Raw genomic sequence first — 19487 nt, 5'->3', positions numbered from 1 at the left:
ATCAACAGCCATGCGTAAAACACTTCTCAGCAGCGTAACCAGCCTACTGCTCCCCCTTGCAGCGTATGGAGCAACGCCGACCTACGGCTCCTACCAGCGGTCGAACACTTCCAGAGCGGATCTTATTTCGGCCCTTCCCATCCCATCGGGGCCAAGCCAGTTTACCGAGCCTTCGACCATTACGGGAGCGAAAGAGCTGTCAGTCGTTCAGGGCGCCAAGACGCGCGAGCTGATTATTGTCGACGCAAGCGTTCGGGACAAACATTTGATCATGAAGCAGTCCCGACCAGGGATCGAGGTTGTCGAGATAAAGGCAACCGAACAAGGCGGCTTGGCGGCGCTCACCCAGGCACTCAAGGGCTATAACGGACTTGATGCGGTGCACATTGTGGCCCATGCCGAGGCAGGCGTTCTATACATTGGCGGCCACAAGATTGATCAACAACAGCTGACTGAGGAGGCGTCCGCATTTTCTTCCATCAACTCAGCGATCCGCGAGGGCGGTGACTTTATGCTTTACGGTTGCGACCTTGCCAAAGGGCCGGACGGTGAGGCGTTTCTGGATATTCTGCAAGAAAACACTCACGTGGACATAGCCGCTTCGAAGGATTTGACCGGCAACCCGGAAAACGGCGGCGACTGGGACCTGGAAATAAAAAAAGGCTCCATCGAAACCGCGTTGCTATCAGAGTCGATTGCGCTGAGGGATTTCAGGTCGGTACTGCAAGCCTCGCCCGGCACAAAGGACTTCTCCAGCGGGTGGACGGACACTGGCAACACGCTCATCTCAACAAATTTTGTTGTGGGGGCTAAAGACGCCAGCTCTTCCTCTAGCTTAGATGTCAGCGTCTACGCAGGTCCTCCCAATCCGGCCTATGCACTCAACGCTCAGTCTGTAAACAATTACTTTTATGTTAATGCCGACGGTACGAATACCGGATCCTTTGAGCTAACAGGGTTAACTTCTGCTGAATATGGACTCGGTCAATTCACCAACGTTTATATTGTTGGCGTTCTTGTCGGTGGAGGACAGGTTACCTCATCCACGATCAATGGTACCGGCGCCACCAACGAATCCTTTAATTTCGGCTCCGGCGAACTGGCCAGCTTTTCTGGAGAGCAGCTCACAGGGTTCAAACTCTACTTTGAGTCAACTACAAATAGCGAGGATGTGCCATTCTTTGAGTTCCGCACTTTCACCACGGGAGCTTCCCAAGGCGCCGATAGTTCCCCCCCGGTCGTTCAGAGTATAGCGCTGAGTGGGACGCCCAACGCCAACGCCAGCTCAGTGGACTTCAATGTCACTTTTGACGAAAGCGCCAACAACCTGTCATCGGACGATTTTGCGTTAACCACAACGGGTTCCGCCTCCGGCGTTATCGATACCGTCAGTGCGAGCTCGGGTACATCCGTCACCGTCACGGTCAACGGTATCTCCGGCGAAGGCACGCTCCGACTGGATCTACCCTCTGGCACCAATATCACGGATAACAGCGGCAATAGTGGGGTATCCGCGTATACGAGTGGTAACGAGCACACGGTGGACCGCGTTGCCCCGAGTGCCCCCTCAGCACCGGACCTGAACGCGGCGTCCGATACGGGCAACTCCTCTACCGACAACCTTACCTCGGAGACAACCCCCGCATTGAGCGGCACCGCCGAAGCGAACAGTACAGTAGTGATAACCTCTGACCAGGACGGCACGGTGGCGAGCACGACAGCGGATGGCAGTGGCAACTGGACGGCGACCGCATCTACGCTGACCGAGGCAGCTCATGCTCTTACGGCAACGGCCGAAGACTCGGCGGGCAATCAGTCCTCCCCCTCGGGCGCATTGACGGTAACCGTCGATACCTCAACTTCGACACCGTCCGCACCAGATCTGTCGGCGGCTTCCGATTCGGGTACTTCCAGCACCGATAACCTGACCGCCGATACAACTCCCACACTGGCTGGCACGGCCGAAGCGAACAGCACCGTACAAATTATCAGCGACCAGGACGGAAGCCTTGGGACCACAACAGCCGACGGCAGCGGAAACTGGACGTTTACTACCGGCTCAGCGATCAGCGCGACAACCCATAGCCTCACTGCCAATGCCACCGATGTGGCGGGGAACGTGTCCGGCTCATCAAGCGCGTTAAACGTCACCATCGACAACGTGACCCCTTCGGTCAGCAGCGTAAACGTCCCAGCCAATAGCACCTATATCGAGGGCGACTTCCTTGATTTCACGGTCAATACCGACGAGAGCGTAACGGTGGACACTGGCGGCGGCGCTCCGCAGATCGCCATAACGGTAGGCTCCACCACTCGTCACGCCACTTATATCAGCGGCAGTGGCACATCCAGCCTCGTGTTCCGCCATACAGTCCAATCCGGAGACGAAGACGCCGACGGTATAACGGTGGTGGCTTCTCTCGACACCAACGGTGGAAGCCTCAAAGACAGCGCGGGGAATGATTTAAGCACGGCATTGAACAATATCGGAACGACAGCCGGCATCATCGTCGACGCGTTGGCGCCAAGTGGTCATAGCGTAAGCTTCGATGACGCCACGCTCAGCGGTACCGAGGCAAGCTCCACCAGCTTTACCTTCGCCAGCGCCGAAGTCGGTGCCGACTACACCTACACCATCTCCAGCAGCGAGGGCGGCACATCGGTATCCAGCTCGGGCACCGTGACCACCACCGACGAGCAAATCACCGGCATCGACGTCAGCGGCCTTCCCGATGGAACACTGACACTCTCGGTGACACTGACCGATACCGCAGGCAATACCGCCAGCGCCGTGACCGATACCGCCACACTGGATGCCACCTCACCCACCACCAGCCTGAGCACGGCCGCCAGCGATCCCACCAATGGCGCGTTCAGTATCACCGTCACTTTTGGTGAAACCGTCAGCGGCTTTGACATAGGTGATATCACCGTAACCAATGCCGACTTGAGCAACTTCAGCGGAAGCGGGAGCAGTTACACCGCCACGGTGACGCCGACGGCCGATGGTTCGGTGAGTGTGGATATCGCGGCGGACGTGGTTCAGGACTCGGTGGGCAACGGCAACACGGCGGCAACAACGCTGAGCCTGACCTACGACGGCACCGCGCCCTCGCCGACCATCACCAGCGCGGAACCCAGCCCGAGCAACAGCACCAGCTTTACCGCCACCGTCAACTTTGGCGAAACAGTCACTGGCTTTGCGGTCGGCGATATCAGCGCTGGCAACGCATCGTTGAGCGGTTTCACCGACAATGGCGATGGCAGTTTCGATATGACAGTCACACCCAGTGCCGAAGGCACCGTGACACTGGATATCGGTGCTGGCGCGGCGCAGGATACGGCCGGCAATAACAGCGAGGCCGCCAGTCAATTTAGCTTAGACTACGATGGCACCCTGCCCACGCTGTCTGGCACCTCACCCACCGACGGTGCCACTAACGTCCCGTACGACGCCGATATTCAATTGACCTTCGACGAAGCGATTGTCGCCCAACCCGGCTCGGACGCGGTGGTGGAAATTTTTGATGACGCGGACAACCAGGTGGACAGCGTCGCGGTCACCTCTTCCAACGCTTCGGTCAGTGGCAATACCGCCACCATCGATTTCGTGGCGGAGTTGGTACCGACCATGAGCTACTACGTGCAGGTCTCCGGCACGGCGTTCGCGGACAGCGCCAGCAACCTCTTTGGCGGCATCGCTGACAAGACCACCCTGAACTTCACCGTCGCCAATACCAGCCCGACGGCGAATAACGATGCGGTTTCAGTGAACGAAGAGCAGTCCGTCGACATCACCGTTCTGGGCAACGATGTGGACCCGGACAGCACTTTGAACTCGGCCAGTGTTCAGGTCGGTACAGCGCCGAGTAACGGCAGCACCAGTGTCGATACCGGCAGCGGGGTGATTACCTACACTCCGAACGCCGACTTCGCCGGCACCGACACCTTCACCTACACCGTCGACGATGTGCACGGCGGCACTTCGAACGAAGCGACGGTTACCGTGACGGTCAACAATGTGAACGATGCGCCCACGGCGAACGACGACACCGCCAACACGCCGGAGGACAACCCGATCAGCATCGACGTGGCGGCGGATGACTCCGACATCGACAGCGGTGACAGCGTCGACCCGAGCACCATCGTCATTACCTCCGAACCCGCCAACGGCAGCGCAGAGCTGGTCAGCGGCGAGGTGCTCTATACGCCGGATACCGACTTCAGTGGAACAGATCAGTTCAGCTATACCATTGAAGATCAGAACGGTGACGTGTCCAACGTGGCGACCGTTATCATCAATGTGAACGGCGTGAATGACACACCTACCGCCCTCGATGACTCCGCCAGCGTGGATGAAGACAACCCGGTGGACGTAGACGTTACCGCCAATGACTCCGACGTCGACGGCACGGTGAATGCCACCACCGTGCAAGTGCTGGATGATGTGGCCAACGGTACCCTATCGGTGGACGCCACCACCGGCGTCGTCACCTACACGCCCGATGAAAACTTCAACGGCACGGATACATTCACCTACGTGGTGCAGGACGATGCCGACGGCACCTCCAACGAGGCGACCGTGACGCTCACTGTCAACAGCATCAACGACGCCCCGGTGGCCGATGACAACGCCGCGACACTGCAGGAAGAAACGCCGCACGAGATTAACGTGCTGGGCAATGATTCGGATGTGGACGGCAGCCTGGACATCGCCTCGGTGGAAATCGTCAGCGCGCCCAGCGACGGCGCTACCACCATCGACACCACGACCGGTGCCATTACTTACACACCAGAGGAAAACTTCGACGGCAACGACAGCTTCACCTACCGGGTCATGGACAACGAAGGCCTCTGGTCCAACGCGGCAACGGTGAACCTGACCGTAGAGGGCGTCAACGACGCGCCTCTAGCCAACGATGACGATGCCACCACGGAGGAAGATACACCCGCGACCATCGATCTGCTGACCAACGACAATGATGTGGACGGCACTGTGGACGCGACGAGCATCGCCCTTAGCAGCCCGAGCAACGGCAGCGCCGATCTCAACGGCGACGGCACCGTGACCTACACACCGGATGAGCATTTCAACGGGGCGGACAGCTTCAGCTACACAGTCAACGACGATATGGGCGAACCATCGAATACGGCAACCGTTTCGGTCACCGTGACTCCGGTCAACGATGCGCCCACGATCAGCGGCACGCCAACGGCCAGCGTGAACGAACGCGAGGCCTATAGCTTCACTCCGATCGCCGACGACGTGGACGCCAACGAGACGCTGAGCTTCAGTGTCACCGGGTTACCTGCCTGGGCGGAGTTTGACAACACAACCGGCACTCTCACCGGGACACCGGGCATCTCCGCCGCCGGCAACTATCCGGGTATTGTGATCAGTGTCAGCGATGGGGATGCCACCACTGACCTGACGGCGTTCAGCATCCAGGTCATGGATGTGAACAACGCGCCCACCATCGGCGGTACCGCGCCCACCACCGCCACCGTCGGGCAGGCCTATACCTTTGCTCCAACGGCGACGGATCCGGACGCGACCGACACTCTGAGCTACAGCGCCACCGGCCTGCCCGAGTGGCTGACACTCGACAGTGCCACCGGCGAGCTGTCCGGCACACCCGCTGATGATGATGTCGGCAACTACACCGGCCTGCAGGTCAGCGTCAGCGATGGCACGGCCACCGACACTCTGGGTGCTTTCAGTCTGACGGTGGAACCGGGTGTGGACAGTGACAACGACAGCTTCAGCGATTATCAGGAGGGCCTGGACGGCACTGACCCGAACGACCCGGCCAGTTATCTGGACCTGATGCCGCCGCAGTTGGCCGCGCCAGCCGCTCAAGTCCTCGATGCCGACGCACTGTTCACCCGTATCACCCTGCGACAATTGCTGGGACTGGCGAACGATGCAACAGAAGCCGAGTTGCAGGCGGCGCTGAACCCGCTGGCCAGCGACAATATCGATGGCAATGCCTGCTGCAACCCTAGGGTGATGGGCATGGAGGGCAACACCCTTCGCCTGGCACCGGGTCGGCACGAAATCACCTGGCTGGCGGAGGATCGGCAGAACAACAGCGCCGAAGCGACCCAGGTGGTGAACATCCGCCCCTTGGTGTCTCTGAGCAAAGACCAGGTGGCGGTCGCCGGCAACACGGTGGAGCTCTCGGTCGTCCTCAATGGCCGGTCACCCTTTTATCCGCTCACCATTCCCTACCGGGTGGCCAGTGAAAGTACAGCGGACAGCGAGGCTCACGACCTGACCGATGGCACTCTGGTGCTGGAGGAAGGCGAACGCCGTAAAACGCTGTCGATCACGCTGGCACCGAACGACGGTGGCAGCGACTCGACCCTGATCGTGGCGCTGGACGACCGCACCCCCAACGCGCAGGACCTTGCTGAGGGCTATGACGAGAACGATCCGAACATTTACGACATCAACAGTGGCGCCAAGACCCGCCATCGGATCGAGATTGTCAGCGGCAACGTGGCACCGCGGGTCAATCTGCAACTGGTACAGAACGAGGAGCGCCGCTTGCTGATTCCGCGCGCCGGGGGCGCGGTCAGGGCCACCGCCGTGGTCACCGACCCCAATACCGGCGACAGCCACCAATACGACTGGTCAGCCACTGACAGCACCTTGATCGACACCGATGAGGATACGGGCAATGAGACGTTGGTGTTCGAACCACAGGCGCTGAATCCAGGCCGGTACCGCGTGGCCGCCACAGTGACTGACAGCGCCGGCGCGACCACCGAAGTCAGCCGCCACTTCGTCGTGGTGCCCGCGCCACCCACACTGAATCCGGACCTGGACAGTGACGATGACGGCATTGATGACGCCACTGAAGGTTTTGCGGATGAGAACGGCAATGGCATTCCCAACTATCAGGACAGCCTCGCCAGCACCAACGTCCTGCTGGAAAGCGCCGAGCGGCAAAATGCCTTTCTGATGGAATGCGATCCGGGCGTGGCTTGCGGCCTGGGCGAGTTCTCCCTGCAAACCGGCAAGGGGGGCACCGAGCTCGGCGAGGAAACCGTGGGCGAAGGCAACCCGATTCCGGGGGATGTGCCTTTTGAACCGGTGGGTGGCATCTTTGACTTCGAAATGACCGAACTGCCCGAACTCGGACAAAGCGTGAGCGTTGTGATCCCCCAGCGCGAGCCGATACCAGCCGACGCGGTCTACCGCAAGTTCCTCGGCGGTGAATGGGTCACCTTCGTGGAAGACGCCGACAACCGGTTGCAGTCCGCCGACGGTGAACCGGGCTACTGCCCGCCCGTCGGTTCAAACGAGTGGGAAGACGGATTGACCGAGGGCCATCACTGCGTCCAGCTCACCCTTGAAGACGGCGGCCCCAACGATGCCGATGGCCTGGTTAACGGCAGTGTCTCGGACCCGGGCGCGGTAAGCCGCCCGGTGGAGCAGGAGCCTGAGCAACCCGGAACCGGCACGCCGGAGTACGATGGTGAGGTCACCACCCGCAGTTCCGGGGGCGGTGGCAGTAACGGCGCCCTCTTTACCGGCCTGCTGCTGAGTCTGGGCCTCGGCCGTCGCTGGGTCGCTCGCCGGGCTCGCAAGCGCCGCCGCGTATTGGCCTGGCTGCCCATGTTGGCGTTGGGCAGCCTGCTGCTGCCCAGCCCGCAAGCCAGTGCCCAGGCGCCCGGGACACCGATATTCGAGCAGCTTCAGTTCGAACTGGGGCTCTACCGCGCCAAAAGCTCGACCAGCGCGGCAGACTTTACCCGCAGCATGAGCGACCGCGGCGTCCCGATTACGCTGAGCCGTTACGATATCGACCGCCAGGCGTTGAGTTTCGAGCTGGGACTGCCGCTGGCCCCGCACTTCCGCCTGGGGGTCGGTTACCTCAACCTGGGTGATGTGACGGCGGATTTTCAGGTAGACGGCGCCACCGCACAGGCTCTGTCGCAAGGCCTGACACAACACTACCCCTACAGCACAACGGGGTGGACGGTCAGCTCGCAGCTGAAAGTGCCGCTTGCTGAGCGCATCGCAGTCACCGCAGAGGTGGGGCTGTACCGCTGGGAGAGCGAAACCCGCTCCCTGGGCCCCAACCTGCCGGCTCAGTCCCGGGACGGCGTCGATCCGATGCTCGGGGCCGGCTTCGAGCTGCCCCTCAACGAGCGAGTGACGGCCGGTTTTCGCTTCCGTCAGGTCCTGCTTAAAGACCAGACGGTCGACCTGATGGGGCTCACCCTTCGCTGGCAGTACTGACCGATAGACAGGGCAGACGGACCTGCCCGCCTTAAAGTCAAATTGACTCTTAATTGTCAGCCGACTAGAGTGCACGGCACACATATCATCACAGGACCCTGCCGTGGACACTATCCAACACCTCCTCGACGCCTTCTTCAGCTTTAAAGCCTATGTGATGCTGCCCGCGATCATTTTTATCATCGCGCTGGCGGTGCGTTTGCCCTTTAAAAAGTCCCTGTTGAGCACGGTTGAGCTCGCCGTGGGCTTCGCCGGGGTGTTTATTGCCTTCGATTTTTTTGTAGCCAATATCAAGCCGGCGGTCGAACAGTTGATGGTGATGCGCGGGCTCAACTACACCATATTGGATGTGGGCTGGCCACCGCTGGCCGCCATTACCTGGTCCTCCCCTCTGGCCGCCCTGTCGATTCCGCTGGTCCTGTTTATGAACATCGCCATGCTGGCCCTCGGCTGGACCCGCACGGTTTATATTGACCTGTGGAATTACTGGCACTTCGCGCTGATTGGGGCTCTGGTGATGGCCACCACCGGCAGCATGCTGTGGGGCCTGTCCGCCACGCTTCTGTTGGCCGTGTATTGTTTTAAGATGACCGAGTGGACCGCGCCGGATGTGGAGCGGGAAATCGGCCTGGAAGGCGTCTCCGCCTCACCGGTCTCGGTCAACGGCATCGTGCCCTACACCGCCTGCGTCAACTGGCTGTTTGACCGCATCCCCGGTTTTAATCGACTGAGCTATAACCCCGAGAAAGCCGCCGCCACTCACGACACGCCGGCCGAGGAGGACGGGTCCACACCGACCCACAAAATGACCTGGCTGGCCTTTTTCAGCGAGCCGATGGTCATCGGCGTTCTGATCGGGTTGGTACTGGCGGTGGCCGCTGGTTACGACACCAAGAAAACATTGGAGCTGGCCGTTCACATTGCGGCAGTCATGTTCCTTTTGCCGAAAAGCGCGGGGCTGATTGGTGAGGCCATGGCGCCCATTACCCATGCACTGAGGGCTCAGGTCGAGCGGCGTTTCCCCAGCCGGAAAAATCTGGTGGTGGCGCTCGATACGGGATTTTTGATGAGCCACAAATCCGTGATTGTGACCGGTCTGATTCTGATGGTATTGGCGGTCGCGATTGCACTGGTCTTGCCGGGCAACCGGGTTTTGCCCCTCGGGGATTTACCCAACCTGATTTCGGTGATGTCCATTTCGGTACTGATGTTTCGCGGCAACGTGTTGCGTGCGGTGCTGGCAGGCATTCCCGTGATCGTCACCTTCCTGCTGATCTCCACCCATCTGGCTCCGCTCTATACCGAGCTGGCGAACCAGACCTCCGGTTTCGATGCGGAAGGTCTGGGCACCATCACCGCCTTTACCGACGGCGGTCATCAGGTTCGCTACCTGTTGTTTGAACTATACCAGGGCAACCTCTGGGCGATAGGCGGCCTGATGGCACTATTGGCCATGATGGTGGTCACCTGGCGGCGGTTCAAACGGCTCACCGCCAATCGCTAGCAAGGCGGCGCCATCGCAGGCCCCGACGGCTTCACCGAGAGGGCCTGCGCTGCTCAGAAGCTCAACGCTTTTACAATGGAGCGCTTGGGCGTTACGGCCACCGCCCGGTGCAGGCGCTCCGCCACCTCCTCAATGGAAATCAGCCCCCGAATGTGGTGATGATCCCGATCCAGCACCAGGCAGTGGTTTTCCCCCGCTTCGCGCAAGGTGCGGATCAGATCCCCAACGGTGGCCGATTTGAGCGCGTCGTAATCCAGCGCGGGAATCGAGGAACGGGGCAGCATCATATCCGCCGCGGTCAGTTCGTCACGGTCGAGCCCCTGCATCGTCTGCGTCACCAGGATGTATTGTTCGGACAGCCGTTCGGCCGTGAGCAGGCCAATAAATTCCTGGTCCCGATCCACCACCAGCTTGCTGTCCACCTCCTCCATAGCCATCAGCTTCGCCACCCCCAGAGCGCGCGCACTGGCACTCACCGTGTGCGGCTGGTGCTGGCGAAAGTCGGTCATCAGATTCAGAGCGGGCGAGTGTTCGTCGATATCGGAAAATTCCCGGGGTTTGACCAAATGGTCGACAGAGTCCAGTTGATACACTTTCAATGCTTTCATGGGTACTACCTCTACACCTCAACGGCTAAACCCGTTGAAACAAATTCATTTAAGACGGCGCGGCGAGAAACCGGCAATCGATAATGCGGTGGTCTAGAGGTATGCAGGAGAAGCGCGGGCGGGGGGAAGCTCGACAAAACCGGTGGCAAAGGCGGTGAGTACCGGGAGACTTGGGGGCTGAACCCCCCGTTGGCCGTGCGAGGTAAGCGGTACAGGGTGCTGGCCATCCTCCGAATCGGTATCCGTCCCGTTGAATAAGCCGCCCCCTGTATCGGTTGCCACACTGAGGGAGACGTTGGACGGCCCGTGGCCCTCTTCATACCCCCCGTCGCCCGCAGCGGTAGGCGCTGCAAGCGAGGCCCCTAACAACAGGGCGGTCAGTATCGCTAACCAGGATCTAAACATAGGGCCTCGTCACTGGAGCCATTCAGGGCCTCAAAAGGAGGGCCCGACAAAAGCTTGTACATTCAAATTAGCGCAAGGCCTCAAGCGGCACAAGCACCTGAACAAAACTTTATAACCCCTATAATGTGGGCGGTGACCGGCCGTTTCAATCCTCGGCCCACATTCGGAACAGATTGCTTCGACTTCGGCTGAGCCGGTCAAACTGCTCGGTTTTTCCGTTCAGCTCAAATTCGGCTCGCAACGATGTTTCCAGATCCAACAGTATCTCCCGTTGATGCGCGTGGCGAAGGTAGCTGCGCACCCAACCCACGACCGCCATGCGCTCGCCCGAGCGCACCGGGTCCACCCGGTGCAGATAGGTCGTGGGGTAAAGCAACAGGTCCCCCGCGCCCACTTTCCAGGCCCGATCGCCGCTGCTGTCCTCCAGTACCAGCTCGCCGCCTTCGTATTCAGCGCTCGGCGTGAGGCCCAGGGTAAAAGACAGGTCCGTGCGCTCACCATTGATGACGGCATCATCCACGTGAGAGCCGTACTGCATACCGGGGCCATAGCGGTTGATCAACAGCCGGGGAAAGCTCTTGGGCTGAGCCGCGCTGGAGAACAGGGCGTGCTTGCGGAGCTGGCTTTCCACCAACTTGAGCACCGCCGCGCGAGTCTTGCCACAGCGCGCCTGCTCGTTCTGCTTGACCTGCCGCGCCGCGTAGCCGGCGGTGCTTGCGCCGTCATCAAACGCTTGCCCGGCAAGGCGCTCGCGCACGGCGTCCAGGGTGCCGGGGTCCAGGATTTGCTGGAGGTATAAAATCATTTAACTGCCTATATTGAGACTCAATCTCATTTATGCCAGAATCGATCGCATTATAGCCACGAACCGCCATCAAGAGAATGACCTTATGAACGAACAACGCAAAGTTTGGGTCGGCCTGGGCGCCGCCCTGATTGCCGGCAGCGCTCTGACCGGCCACGCCGCCGACACCGACCCTTTTAACAGCCACACCAGCCACGGCACCCTGCAAATGGCTGCGGCCATGGGCGAGGGTGAAGGCGGCGAAGGCGAAGGTGGTGAGGGTGAAGGCGGCGGTGCTGTCGACCTGACCACCAACGATGCCGCCTACCTGGGCCAGCTGGGCCTGGTGCGCGGCCACCTTTGGGTAGGGGTTCAGCTGTACAAGGCCGGCCATACCGACATGGCCCTGACCCATATGAAGCACCCGGGTGACGAACTCTATGCGGGGCTCAAACCCGCCCTGGCCGCCCGCGACGAAGACGGCTTTGCAGACGCCCTGACGGCGTTGGCCGACGCCGTGGAGCAGGAGCTTGCCATCGACGTCGTCGAGCGCCGCCATATGGAGCTGGAAAAGGGCATTGCCGACGCTGAAAACCTGCATACCGCTGACCTGGGCACGATCTTGGCGAGCATTGAGCGCATGGTGCGCACCGCCGCCGATGAGTATGCCATTGGGGTCAAAGGGGGCAACATCGTCAACATGCACGAATACCAGGACTCCTACGGCTTCGTGGAAGCGGCCAAGGCACGCCTCGCGGTTCTGAGCGACCTGCAGCGGGAAGAGAGCCCGGAGGCGGTCGCGGAAGTGAAGAACCAACTGAACACAGTAAGCGGACTCTGGTCCGGACTGGCCCCGGAAGGCAAGCTGGACGGCGACGCCAGCAAGCTCTACGGCGCCGCCGCCCGCATTCAGCTGGCCGGTTGGGAACTGGAATAACCCTGACGGTTATTGAACACGCTGGAGAAACCGCCGCACCGCAGCGGTTTCTCCCTACTGATCCCGGCAAGGTTCTCCGGCAAGCTCCACCTCCACGGTGGTATGGGCCAGCCCGTAGCGGGCCAGAGTACTGGAGATGCATTCCTTGGTTTCCCGCAGTTGCTCAACATCCTCGACCCGCTCCACGACCACGTGCGCTGTCAGCACATGGTGTTCACCATCGAGCGACCAGAAGTGCAGATGGTGCACATTGGTCACCCGCGGCAGGCGCCGAAGCGCCTGTTCAATGGTTTGCCGCACGGCTTCGGATGGCGTTCCCTGCAAAAATAGTCGCACCGTCTGCCACAGAGTGCGCACAACGTTGGCCAAGATAAAGAGCGTAAACCCGATGGACAGCAGTGGGTCCAGAATCGGCCATTCCACGAACATCAGCACCACAGACACCACCAGCACCGCTACCCAGCCGAGCACGTCCTCAAGCAAATGCCAATTGAGTACACGCTCATTCAGGGTTTTACCGTGGCTGAGCTTGTAGGCGGCGAAGCCGTTCACGGCAATCCCGAAAATGGCCAGTGCGAACATGCCTTCAGTCACCGGCATTTCCGGTTCAAACAACCGGGGGATGGCGTGCGCCATGACCCAGATGGAGCCCGCCACCAGAATCAGCCCGTTGATCAATGAACCCAGCAACGAGAAGCGTCGGTAGCCGTAAGTGAACGACTCACTCGCTTCCCGGCCACTCAAGCGGGCCAGCACCCAGGCGAGGCCGATAGACAGACTGTCACCCAGATCGTGCACGGCATCGGCCATGATGGCGGTACTGTTGGTCAGGACGCCACCGACAAACTCGATAACGGTGAAACCGAGATTGAGGAAAAACGCCCAGCCGATGCGACTGCCGCTACCGTCATGGCTCTCTGTACGCTCATGGCTGTCTGCCCGCTCATGGCTGCTCTTCCGCTCATGGCTGTCTATACGCTCATGGCTGTGACCGTGCTCATGCATACCACTACTCCTGCGTGCCGCACTGACAAAAACCGGATTGCCGTTATTGCTCCGTGTTCTTCGGGTCGGAAAACCAGGGATACAACGCGGGCAAGATCAACAAGGTCAGTATAGTCGCTGTCACCAGCCCGCCAATCACCACCGCTGCCAGGGGCCGCTGGACTTCACTGCCCGTTCCGGTGGCAAACAGCAACGGCATCAGCCCCAGGCCGGTGGTGACGGCGGTCATGACCACCGGACGCAAGCGCGCCATGGCGGCCTGAACACAGGCCTTGGCCACAGGCACACCGTTACGCACCAGCTCGTTCAGGTAGCTGACCAGCACCAGCCCGTTTTCCAGCGCAATCCCGAACAGCGCAATAAAGCCCACCGACGCGGGTACGGACAGACTCAACCCGGCCAGCCACAAGGACACGGCGCCACCCACCAGCGCCAGGGGAATGTTGAGCATAATCAACAGGGCGTTGCGCAGCGAGCCGAAGTTGGCATAGAGCATGAAGAATACCAGCGCCAAGGTAATCGGCACCACGATCATCAACCGCTTGTTAGCCTGCTGCTGCAACTCAAACTGACCGCCCCACTTGAGGAAATAGCCCGGCGGCAATTCCACCTGCTCGGCAATCACCCGGTCCGCTTCGGCCACGAACGAGCCGATATCCCGACCGAGCACATTGGCCTGAATGGTGATAAAGCGCTGGTTGTTTTCCCGGGTAATCTGTCGCGGGCCAACCACCTCTTCGATGGTCGCCAGCTCGTTCAGCGGAACCTCCAGGCCCTGCGGGTTGCGTATTTTCAGGTCTCCCAACACTTCGGTGCGGTCCCGGGCCGACGCTTGCAGCCGCAGATAAATATCAAACCGGCGAATGCCCTCGAACACCTGTCCCGCACTGGCTCCGCCCACCGCGATACGAAGAGTTTCCTGAACGTCCGAAATGTTCAGGTTGTAGCGGGCGATCGCCCGCCGGTTCAGTTGAATGCGCACTTGCGGCGTGCCGCCCACCTGATCTTTTTGCACCCCTTCCGCGCCCTTCATCCCGCGTAGCACCTCGGCGATTTCCCCGGCCTTTCGATCCAACACCGTCAGGTCGTCCCCGAACAGTTTCGCCGCCAGCTCGGCCTTGGTGCCGGTGAGCAGTTCGTCCACCGAAGCGGCAATGGGCTGGGTGAGGTTGAACTTGGTTCCGGGAAAGTCCTCGAGCTCGGTGCTGATGGCCCGGTACAGGCCGTCCAGCGTGTCGGCGGTTTGCCATTCGTCCTTGGGCTTGAGTGCCACAAAAATTTCCGCGTTGTTCACCGGGTCCGCATGGGCGCCTACCTCGCCCCGCCCCAGGCGGGTCACCACTTGGGTCACCTCGGGGAAGCGCGCCTGTATCCGCTGTTCAAGCAGGTGGACATAACTCTTGGCCTTCTCCAGAGAGATAGAGGGCGCCATGGTGGCCCGAATCAACAGGTCACCTTCATTGAATCGCGGCACAAACTCGGAACCGAGTCGCGGGCCGATGACCAACCCCACCGCAAGCACCAGGCCCGCGCAGCCCAACGCCAACCAACGGTGGTTCACAAAGCGCTGGACCAAAGGCTGGTAGCCGCGAGCGAGATAACCGATCAGCCCTTTGGGCTCGTCCTCTTCACTTGCCACCTTGGGCCGGCGCATCAGCAGAGACGCCGCCACCGGGGCCACCACCAGGGCAAAAATCAAGGACCCGAGCATCGCCAGGGAGACCGTGTAAGCCAGTGGCCGAAAGGTCGCGCCCTCCACGCCCTGCAAGCTGAACAGCGGCAGAAACACGACGATGATAATGCTGATGGCAAACAGAATCGGACGGGCCACGGCCTGACTGGCGCGCGCGACGATATGGAGGCGCGACTCCTCGGGGCTTGCGTGGTGCAATGAGCGATCAATGTTCTCCACCACCACCACGGCGCCATCCACCATCATGCCGATCGCGATAGCCAGGCCACCGAGCGACATCAGGTTGGCGGAAATACCAAACCACTTCATGCCGATCAACGCCAAACACACCGAGAAGGGAATGGACAACGCCACCACCAGACTCGGACGCCAACCGCCCATGAAGGCAATCAATACCAGGGCGACCAGAACGATGCCCTGGAGCAAGGCGTTGGTGACCGTCGAGACCGCGGCCTCGACCAGTTGCGCCTGGTCGTAGTAAGGGGTGACTGTCATCCCCTCCGGCAGATTGGCGTTGATGCTTGCCAGTTCTTTTTTGACCGCGCTGATCACATTGGACGTATTGGCCCCTATCAGTTTCAGCACCATGCCCACCACGGCCTCGCCTTCGGCATCCTTGGTCACAAGCCCGCGCCGGATTTCCCCGCCAATGGTCAGCTCGCCCAATTGATGCAAGTACACCGGCACACCATCGATGCTTTTGACAACAATCTGACGCAGGTCGTCCAGGTTTTTGGCAAGCCCCACAGAGCGAACAATATACTGTTCGTCATTCTGCACAATAAACTGCGCCCCGGCGTTGGCGTTATTGGCCTCGATGCGGGCTTTGATCTGCGGCAGGGAGACGTCGTAACGCAACAGCGCTTGAGGGTCGATTCGCACCTGAAACTGTTTGACGTGCCCGCCAATGGATAACACCTCGGTGACGCCCTTGACCGTCTGCAGGTTGAACTTGACGATCCAGTCCTGCACCTCCCGCAACTCCGTACCACTGTACTGGCCGGTGGTATCTTCCAGCACATAAAACAGAATCTGCCCCAGGCCGGTAGTGATCGGGCCCATCTCCGGTTTGCCGAATCCCTCCGGAATGGCCTCGCGGGCGGCCTGCAATCGTTCGCCCACCAGTTGTCGGGCAAAATAGATATCGGTGCCGTCTTCAAAATAAATATTGACCACCGACAGACCGAAGTTTGAGACGGACCGGATATGATCCAGTTTCGGCAGTCCGTTCATCGCGCTTTCCAGCGGATAGGTCACGTACTTTTCAACCTCTTCCGGCGCCAGGCCCTCGGTTTCCACAAACACCTGCACCAGCGATGGGGAGATATCCGGGTAGGCATCTACCGGCAGACTGCGGTAGGCGGCATAACCCCCGGCAACGGTGGCCAGCGCCAGCACCACCACCAGAAGCCGGTTCTGCAAGGCCGCTCGAATAATTGCTTGCATAAGTCCTCCGCGGGTTAGTGGTGGTGTCCGGCTTCAAGCTCGCTTTTAAGCAGGTTCGCTTTCACCACAAACCCACCCTCGGAGACATACGCCTCTCCCGCTTCAAGCCCCGAGAGAATTTCAACTTGCTCGCGGCTTTCTTCTCCCAGCGTCACCGGTCGAGGGTGCCAACGCTCGCCCTCTCGAACAAAAACAACGGTTTCACCCTCGTAATTGATCAGGGCCGAAGGGGGCACCGCCACCGCAACAGGGGACTCCGCCAAAGTAACCTCCGCCTCCACAAACATACCGGGTTTCCAGTGCCCCGCCTCATTGTCCAGGTAGACCCGGGCCAAGCCGGTGCGCAACTGCTCATCCACCAGCGGTGCGATATAGTCGACAGTGGCAGTGACCGGCTTCGGACCAAAGGCGGTGGTAAGGCGCACCGGTTGACCCTGTTTGATGCGACCTATCTGGCGAGGATACAGGGCAATGTCCACCCACAAGCGGGTCAGGTCAGCGATTTCGAAGGCCGCATCTGAAGGCTGCAGCTGCTCTCCGAGGCTGGCGTGCCGGTCAATCACCGTACCTCCAACCAGCGACTTCAATTCGAAACGCTGAAGGGTCTGGGAACTTTCCGCCACCGCCAGGGTATCGCCCGCCTCAACAACATCGCCAATGCGCGCATTCACCTCAACAATTTGCGCTGCGTAGCGCGGGCTGACGTGCGCCACCGCTTCTTTGTCGAGACGAATTTCGCCAGGAAGTGTGACCGTTCGCTTCAGCGTTGTCGGTCCGGCGATTGCCACAACGCCCCCCAATGCTTTCAACTCGTCCAGCGCAAGCTCTGTGGCGGCGTTCTCGTGTTCCTCATGGCCTGCGTGCTTCGTGTCGGAACCGCTGTCGGCATGTGCTTCAGTGTGCTTTTTCTGAGCCTTTTGTTCGTGAGCATGCCCGGCGTCGCCTTGGGCGAACGCCGGCAAACCCATGCCCATCACCAGAGCGGCGCAAATCAGCCTGCTCAAAGAAGGAAGTGTGTGCTTCATGATTCACCTGCTTGTTCGTCATTATTGATACCGGAGGAGCCGCCAGCGCGTTTGACCGCGTCGGGTTCAAGCGTCCACTGCCCGGTCATACCGGTACCGGTCAGCTGTTCCAGCGTGACCAGTGTTTGATGAAAGTTGACCGCGGCCGTCAAGATATCGCGTTCCACTGCCAGCCGTTCACGACGCGCTTCGGCCAGTTCCAGGTAGGTGTAAAGGCCCCGCTCGTAACCGCGGGAGATACTTTCAAGCGCGTCGCGCGCAGCGGGCAAGGCCTTGAGTCGGAGCTGTTCGGCAGTCTGTCGAAACACCGTCAATTCCTGGTAGAGGCGCTGAACGCGTGCCATCAGTTCAACGCGGGCGGCTTTCTCTTCCAGTGCCAGTTGCTCGTACTCCGCCCGTCGCGCGGCGACGGTGCCCTGGTTGCGATCGCTCGTGCCGATGGGCATGGAGAGGCTCAACGTAAAAGCGTGCTCATCGGTATCCTGCATCTGTTTCACACCAATACCGACGCGCAGGTCCTGTCGGCCACGAGCGCGCGCCAGTTGCAGCTCGGCCTCGCGCAGCCGTTTCTCAGTCAGAAAGCGTGTCAATTCGGGTGACGATGCCAAGTGAGCACGAACCTGCGCGAAATCCGGCAATGACACCAACTGGTAAAGGCTTGCCAAGACCCGCTCGAACGACGGTTGGCTTTCACCCCACTGGGCCGCCAGCGACACCCGGGCGGAGGTCAGCTGCTGTCGGGCACCTGCCAGCGCAAGTTCCGAGCGCGTAAGCGCAATGGTGGCCCGCTGAAGCGACGCGTCGTTGGTGGTGCCGGCCCGAACACGCCTTTGAATGGTGTCTCGGCTTTGGCGGGCGAGCTCCAGTGACAGCTCGGCAAGACGAATCTGCTCCTGAGCTTGGGCTGTTTGCAGGAAACGGCGCACCGTCTCCGCCAATACCTGCCAGCGCGCCGTTTGGTATTCCCGCTCGAGCAGGTCGGTTCTATGGCGAGCGACCTGCTCGCGCTGCGAGCGCTTACCACCGAGTTCAAGCACCTGACTCAACACCAGCGACGTCTCGGCGGAACCGGTGCCCGAGAAACGACCGCTGCCAGCAATGTTTTCCACCTCGAGGGCCAATTCCGGATTCGGCCTTAAACCGGCCTGGAGTTCCCGCGCCTCAGAGGCGCGGCGCCGATAGGGAAATTGAGCCAGCTCCGGGTGGCTTTCCAGTGTGCGAGCCAACGCTTCATTCAGTGACAACGGCGCCGGCTCGGCATTGGCGGAGATACTGAGCAGTGACAATGTCAGGAGCCAGACGCTCAGCCACCCCGCCCGTCCCGACGGGGGGAATATATAAGAAAGCAACATGCATAACCTGCCTGTTTTCCAATGTCAGCCAAAACCGGTGCGACGCGGGCTACACCCGAGAGTCAATCACCGGTCGAGAGGGTTCAGAGAAAACGTCAGGCAATGGGAGGGGGCACATCCGGTGCCATAAAGTGCTGGGGAGGTAATGGCAGGTTCACCGCCTGCCAGCGATCACCTTCGGTGACAATAGCGCTGTAACCGTCAGTATCGATAGAAAACAAATGCGCGTGGGCGTGGCAGCTGTGGCTGTGCATACAGTTGCCGCCGGGGGGATGGGGATGTTCCGAGTGCTCCGTCGCCTCGCCGTCTTCAAAAATGGCCGCCAACGCGAGCTCGTCTCCCGACGCACGCTCGTGCCAGTCCGCCGCGAACACGAGGTTCGCAAACGAGACGAGCACTAAAAAAAGGAGCAGGGAGACGCGTTTCATGAACCGGAGTTTACCGCCAGCCCATCACGCAATACAAGTCTCCCTGTTC

General features: G+C 60.4%; 10 protein-coding genes. 3 read left to right on the top strand and 7 right to left on the bottom strand.

What is annotated here, in order from left to right; translation table 11 throughout:
• Positions 1 to 10 precede the first annotated feature (10 nt).
• Entirely contained in the window at positions 11 to 8251 is an 8241-nt protein-coding gene (locus G547_RS0112375) for a tandem-95 repeat protein (protein WP_027330129.1), read from the top strand.
• A 103-nt stretch (positions 8252 to 8354) separates the two neighbouring features.
• The gene (locus tag G547_RS21300; RefSeq protein ID WP_051235375.1) at positions 8355 to 9755 is read left to right on the top strand and encodes a PTS transporter subunit IIC; all 1401 of its coding nucleotides are present in this window, start codon (positions 8355 to 8357) and stop codon (positions 9753 to 9755) included.
• Positions 9756 to 9808: 53 nt separating this feature from the next.
• Here G547_RS21300 and G547_RS0112365 read toward each other — a convergent pair whose 3' ends face one another.
• Together G547_RS0112365 and G547_RS0112355 are read right to left on the bottom strand one after the other, a co-directional pair.
• A complete protein-coding gene (locus tag G547_RS0112365; RefSeq protein WP_027330128.1) occupies positions 9809 to 10363 on the bottom strand; it encodes a CBS domain-containing protein in 555 nt (184 codons plus the stop codon).
• A 550-nt stretch (positions 10364 to 10913) separates the two neighbouring features.
• Entirely contained in the window at positions 10914 to 11573 is a 660-nt protein-coding gene (locus tag G547_RS0112355; RefSeq protein ID WP_027330126.1) for a Fe2+-dependent dioxygenase, read from the bottom strand.
• An 85-nt stretch (positions 11574 to 11658) separates the two neighbouring features.
• On the opposite strand from G547_RS0112355, the gene G547_RS0112350 reads away from it, so the two are divergent.
• On the top strand, positions 11659 to 12489 hold the full coding sequence (locus G547_RS0112350; protein WP_027330125.1) for a hypothetical protein: 831 nt from the start codon (positions 11659 to 11661) through the stop codon (positions 12487 to 12489).
• 54 nt (positions 12490 to 12543) lie between these two features.
• On the opposite strand, the gene G547_RS21295 is transcribed toward G547_RS0112350, so the two are convergent.
• From G547_RS21295 to G547_RS0112325, 5 genes are all read right to left on the bottom strand, one after another.
• Positions 12544 to 13494: a cation diffusion facilitator family transporter gene (locus tag G547_RS21295; protein WP_084645966.1), complete on the bottom strand. Its 951-nt coding sequence runs from the start codon at positions 13492 to 13494 to the stop codon at positions 12544 to 12546.
• A 43-nt stretch (positions 13495 to 13537) separates the two neighbouring features.
• The gene (locus tag G547_RS0112340; protein WP_027330124.1) at positions 13538 to 16633 is read right to left on the bottom strand and encodes an efflux RND transporter permease subunit; all 3096 of its coding nucleotides are present in this window, start codon (positions 16631 to 16633) and stop codon (positions 13538 to 13540) included.
• Between the two features lie 14 nt (positions 16634 to 16647).
• Positions 16648 to 17658 carry an efflux RND transporter periplasmic adaptor subunit gene (locus tag G547_RS21290; RefSeq protein ID WP_051235373.1) on the bottom strand — a complete coding sequence of 337 codons (1011 nt, stop codon included), beginning with the start codon at positions 17656 to 17658 and terminating at the stop codon, positions 16648 to 16650.
• Positions 17655 to 19010: a TolC family protein gene (locus G547_RS0112330; protein ID WP_027330123.1), complete on the bottom strand. Its 1356-nt coding sequence runs from the start codon at positions 19008 to 19010 to the stop codon at positions 17655 to 17657. The genes G547_RS21290 and G547_RS0112330 overlap by 4 nt, the downstream gene beginning before the upstream one ends.
• A 95-nt stretch (positions 19011 to 19105) precedes the next feature.
• On the bottom strand, positions 19106 to 19438 hold the full coding sequence (locus tag G547_RS0112325; protein ID WP_027330122.1) for a hypothetical protein: 333 nt from the start codon (positions 19436 to 19438) through the stop codon (positions 19106 to 19108).
• Between the last annotated feature and the right edge of the window lie 49 nt (positions 19439 to 19487).

The sequence above is a fragment of the Marinimicrobium agarilyticum DSM 16975 genome, assembly GCF_000423345.1.
GTDB lineage: Bacteria > Pseudomonadota > Gammaproteobacteria > Pseudomonadales > Cellvibrionaceae > Marinimicrobium > Marinimicrobium agarilyticum.
The sequence above is the reverse complement of the archived record's forward strand: the minus strand, read 5'-3'. Positions and strand labels throughout refer to the sequence as shown.

What these genes read in the sequence shown, in the direction of transcription:
- G547_RS0112365 (WP_027330128.1), bottom strand. Translation starts at nt 10,363, where the DNA reads ATGAAAGCATTGAAAGTGTATCAACTGGACTCTGTCGACCATTTGGTC.
- G547_RS0112350 (WP_027330125.1), top strand. Translation starts at nt 11,659, where the DNA reads ATGAACGAACAACGCAAAGTTTGGGTCGGCCTGGGCGCCGCCCTGATT.
- G547_RS0112325 (WP_027330122.1), bottom strand. Translation starts at nt 19,438, where the DNA reads ATGAAACGCGTCTCCCTGCTCCTTTTTTTAGTGCTCGTCTCGTTTGCG.
- G547_RS21290 (WP_051235373.1), bottom strand. Translation starts at nt 17,658, where the DNA reads ATGAAGCACACACTTCCTTCTTTGAGCAGGCTGATTTGCGCCGCTCTG.
- G547_RS0112375 (WP_027330129.1), top strand. Translation starts at nt 11, where the DNA reads ATGCGTAAAACACTTCTCAGCAGCGTAACCAGCCTACTGCTCCCCCTT.
- G547_RS21295 (WP_084645966.1), bottom strand. Translation starts at nt 13,494, where the DNA reads ATGCATGAGCACGGTCACAGCCATGAGCGTATAGACAGCCATGAGCGG.
- G547_RS0112330 (WP_027330123.1), bottom strand. Translation starts at nt 19,010, where the DNA reads ATGTTGCTTTCTTATATATTCCCCCCGTCGGGACGGGCGGGGTGGCTG.
- G547_RS0112355 (WP_027330126.1), bottom strand. Translation starts at nt 11,573, where the DNA reads ATGATTTTATACCTCCAGCAAATCCTGGACCCCGGCACCCTGGACGCC.
- G547_RS0112340 (WP_027330124.1), bottom strand. Translation starts at nt 16,633, where the DNA reads ATGCAAGCAATTATTCGAGCGGCCTTGCAGAACCGGCTTCTGGTGGTG.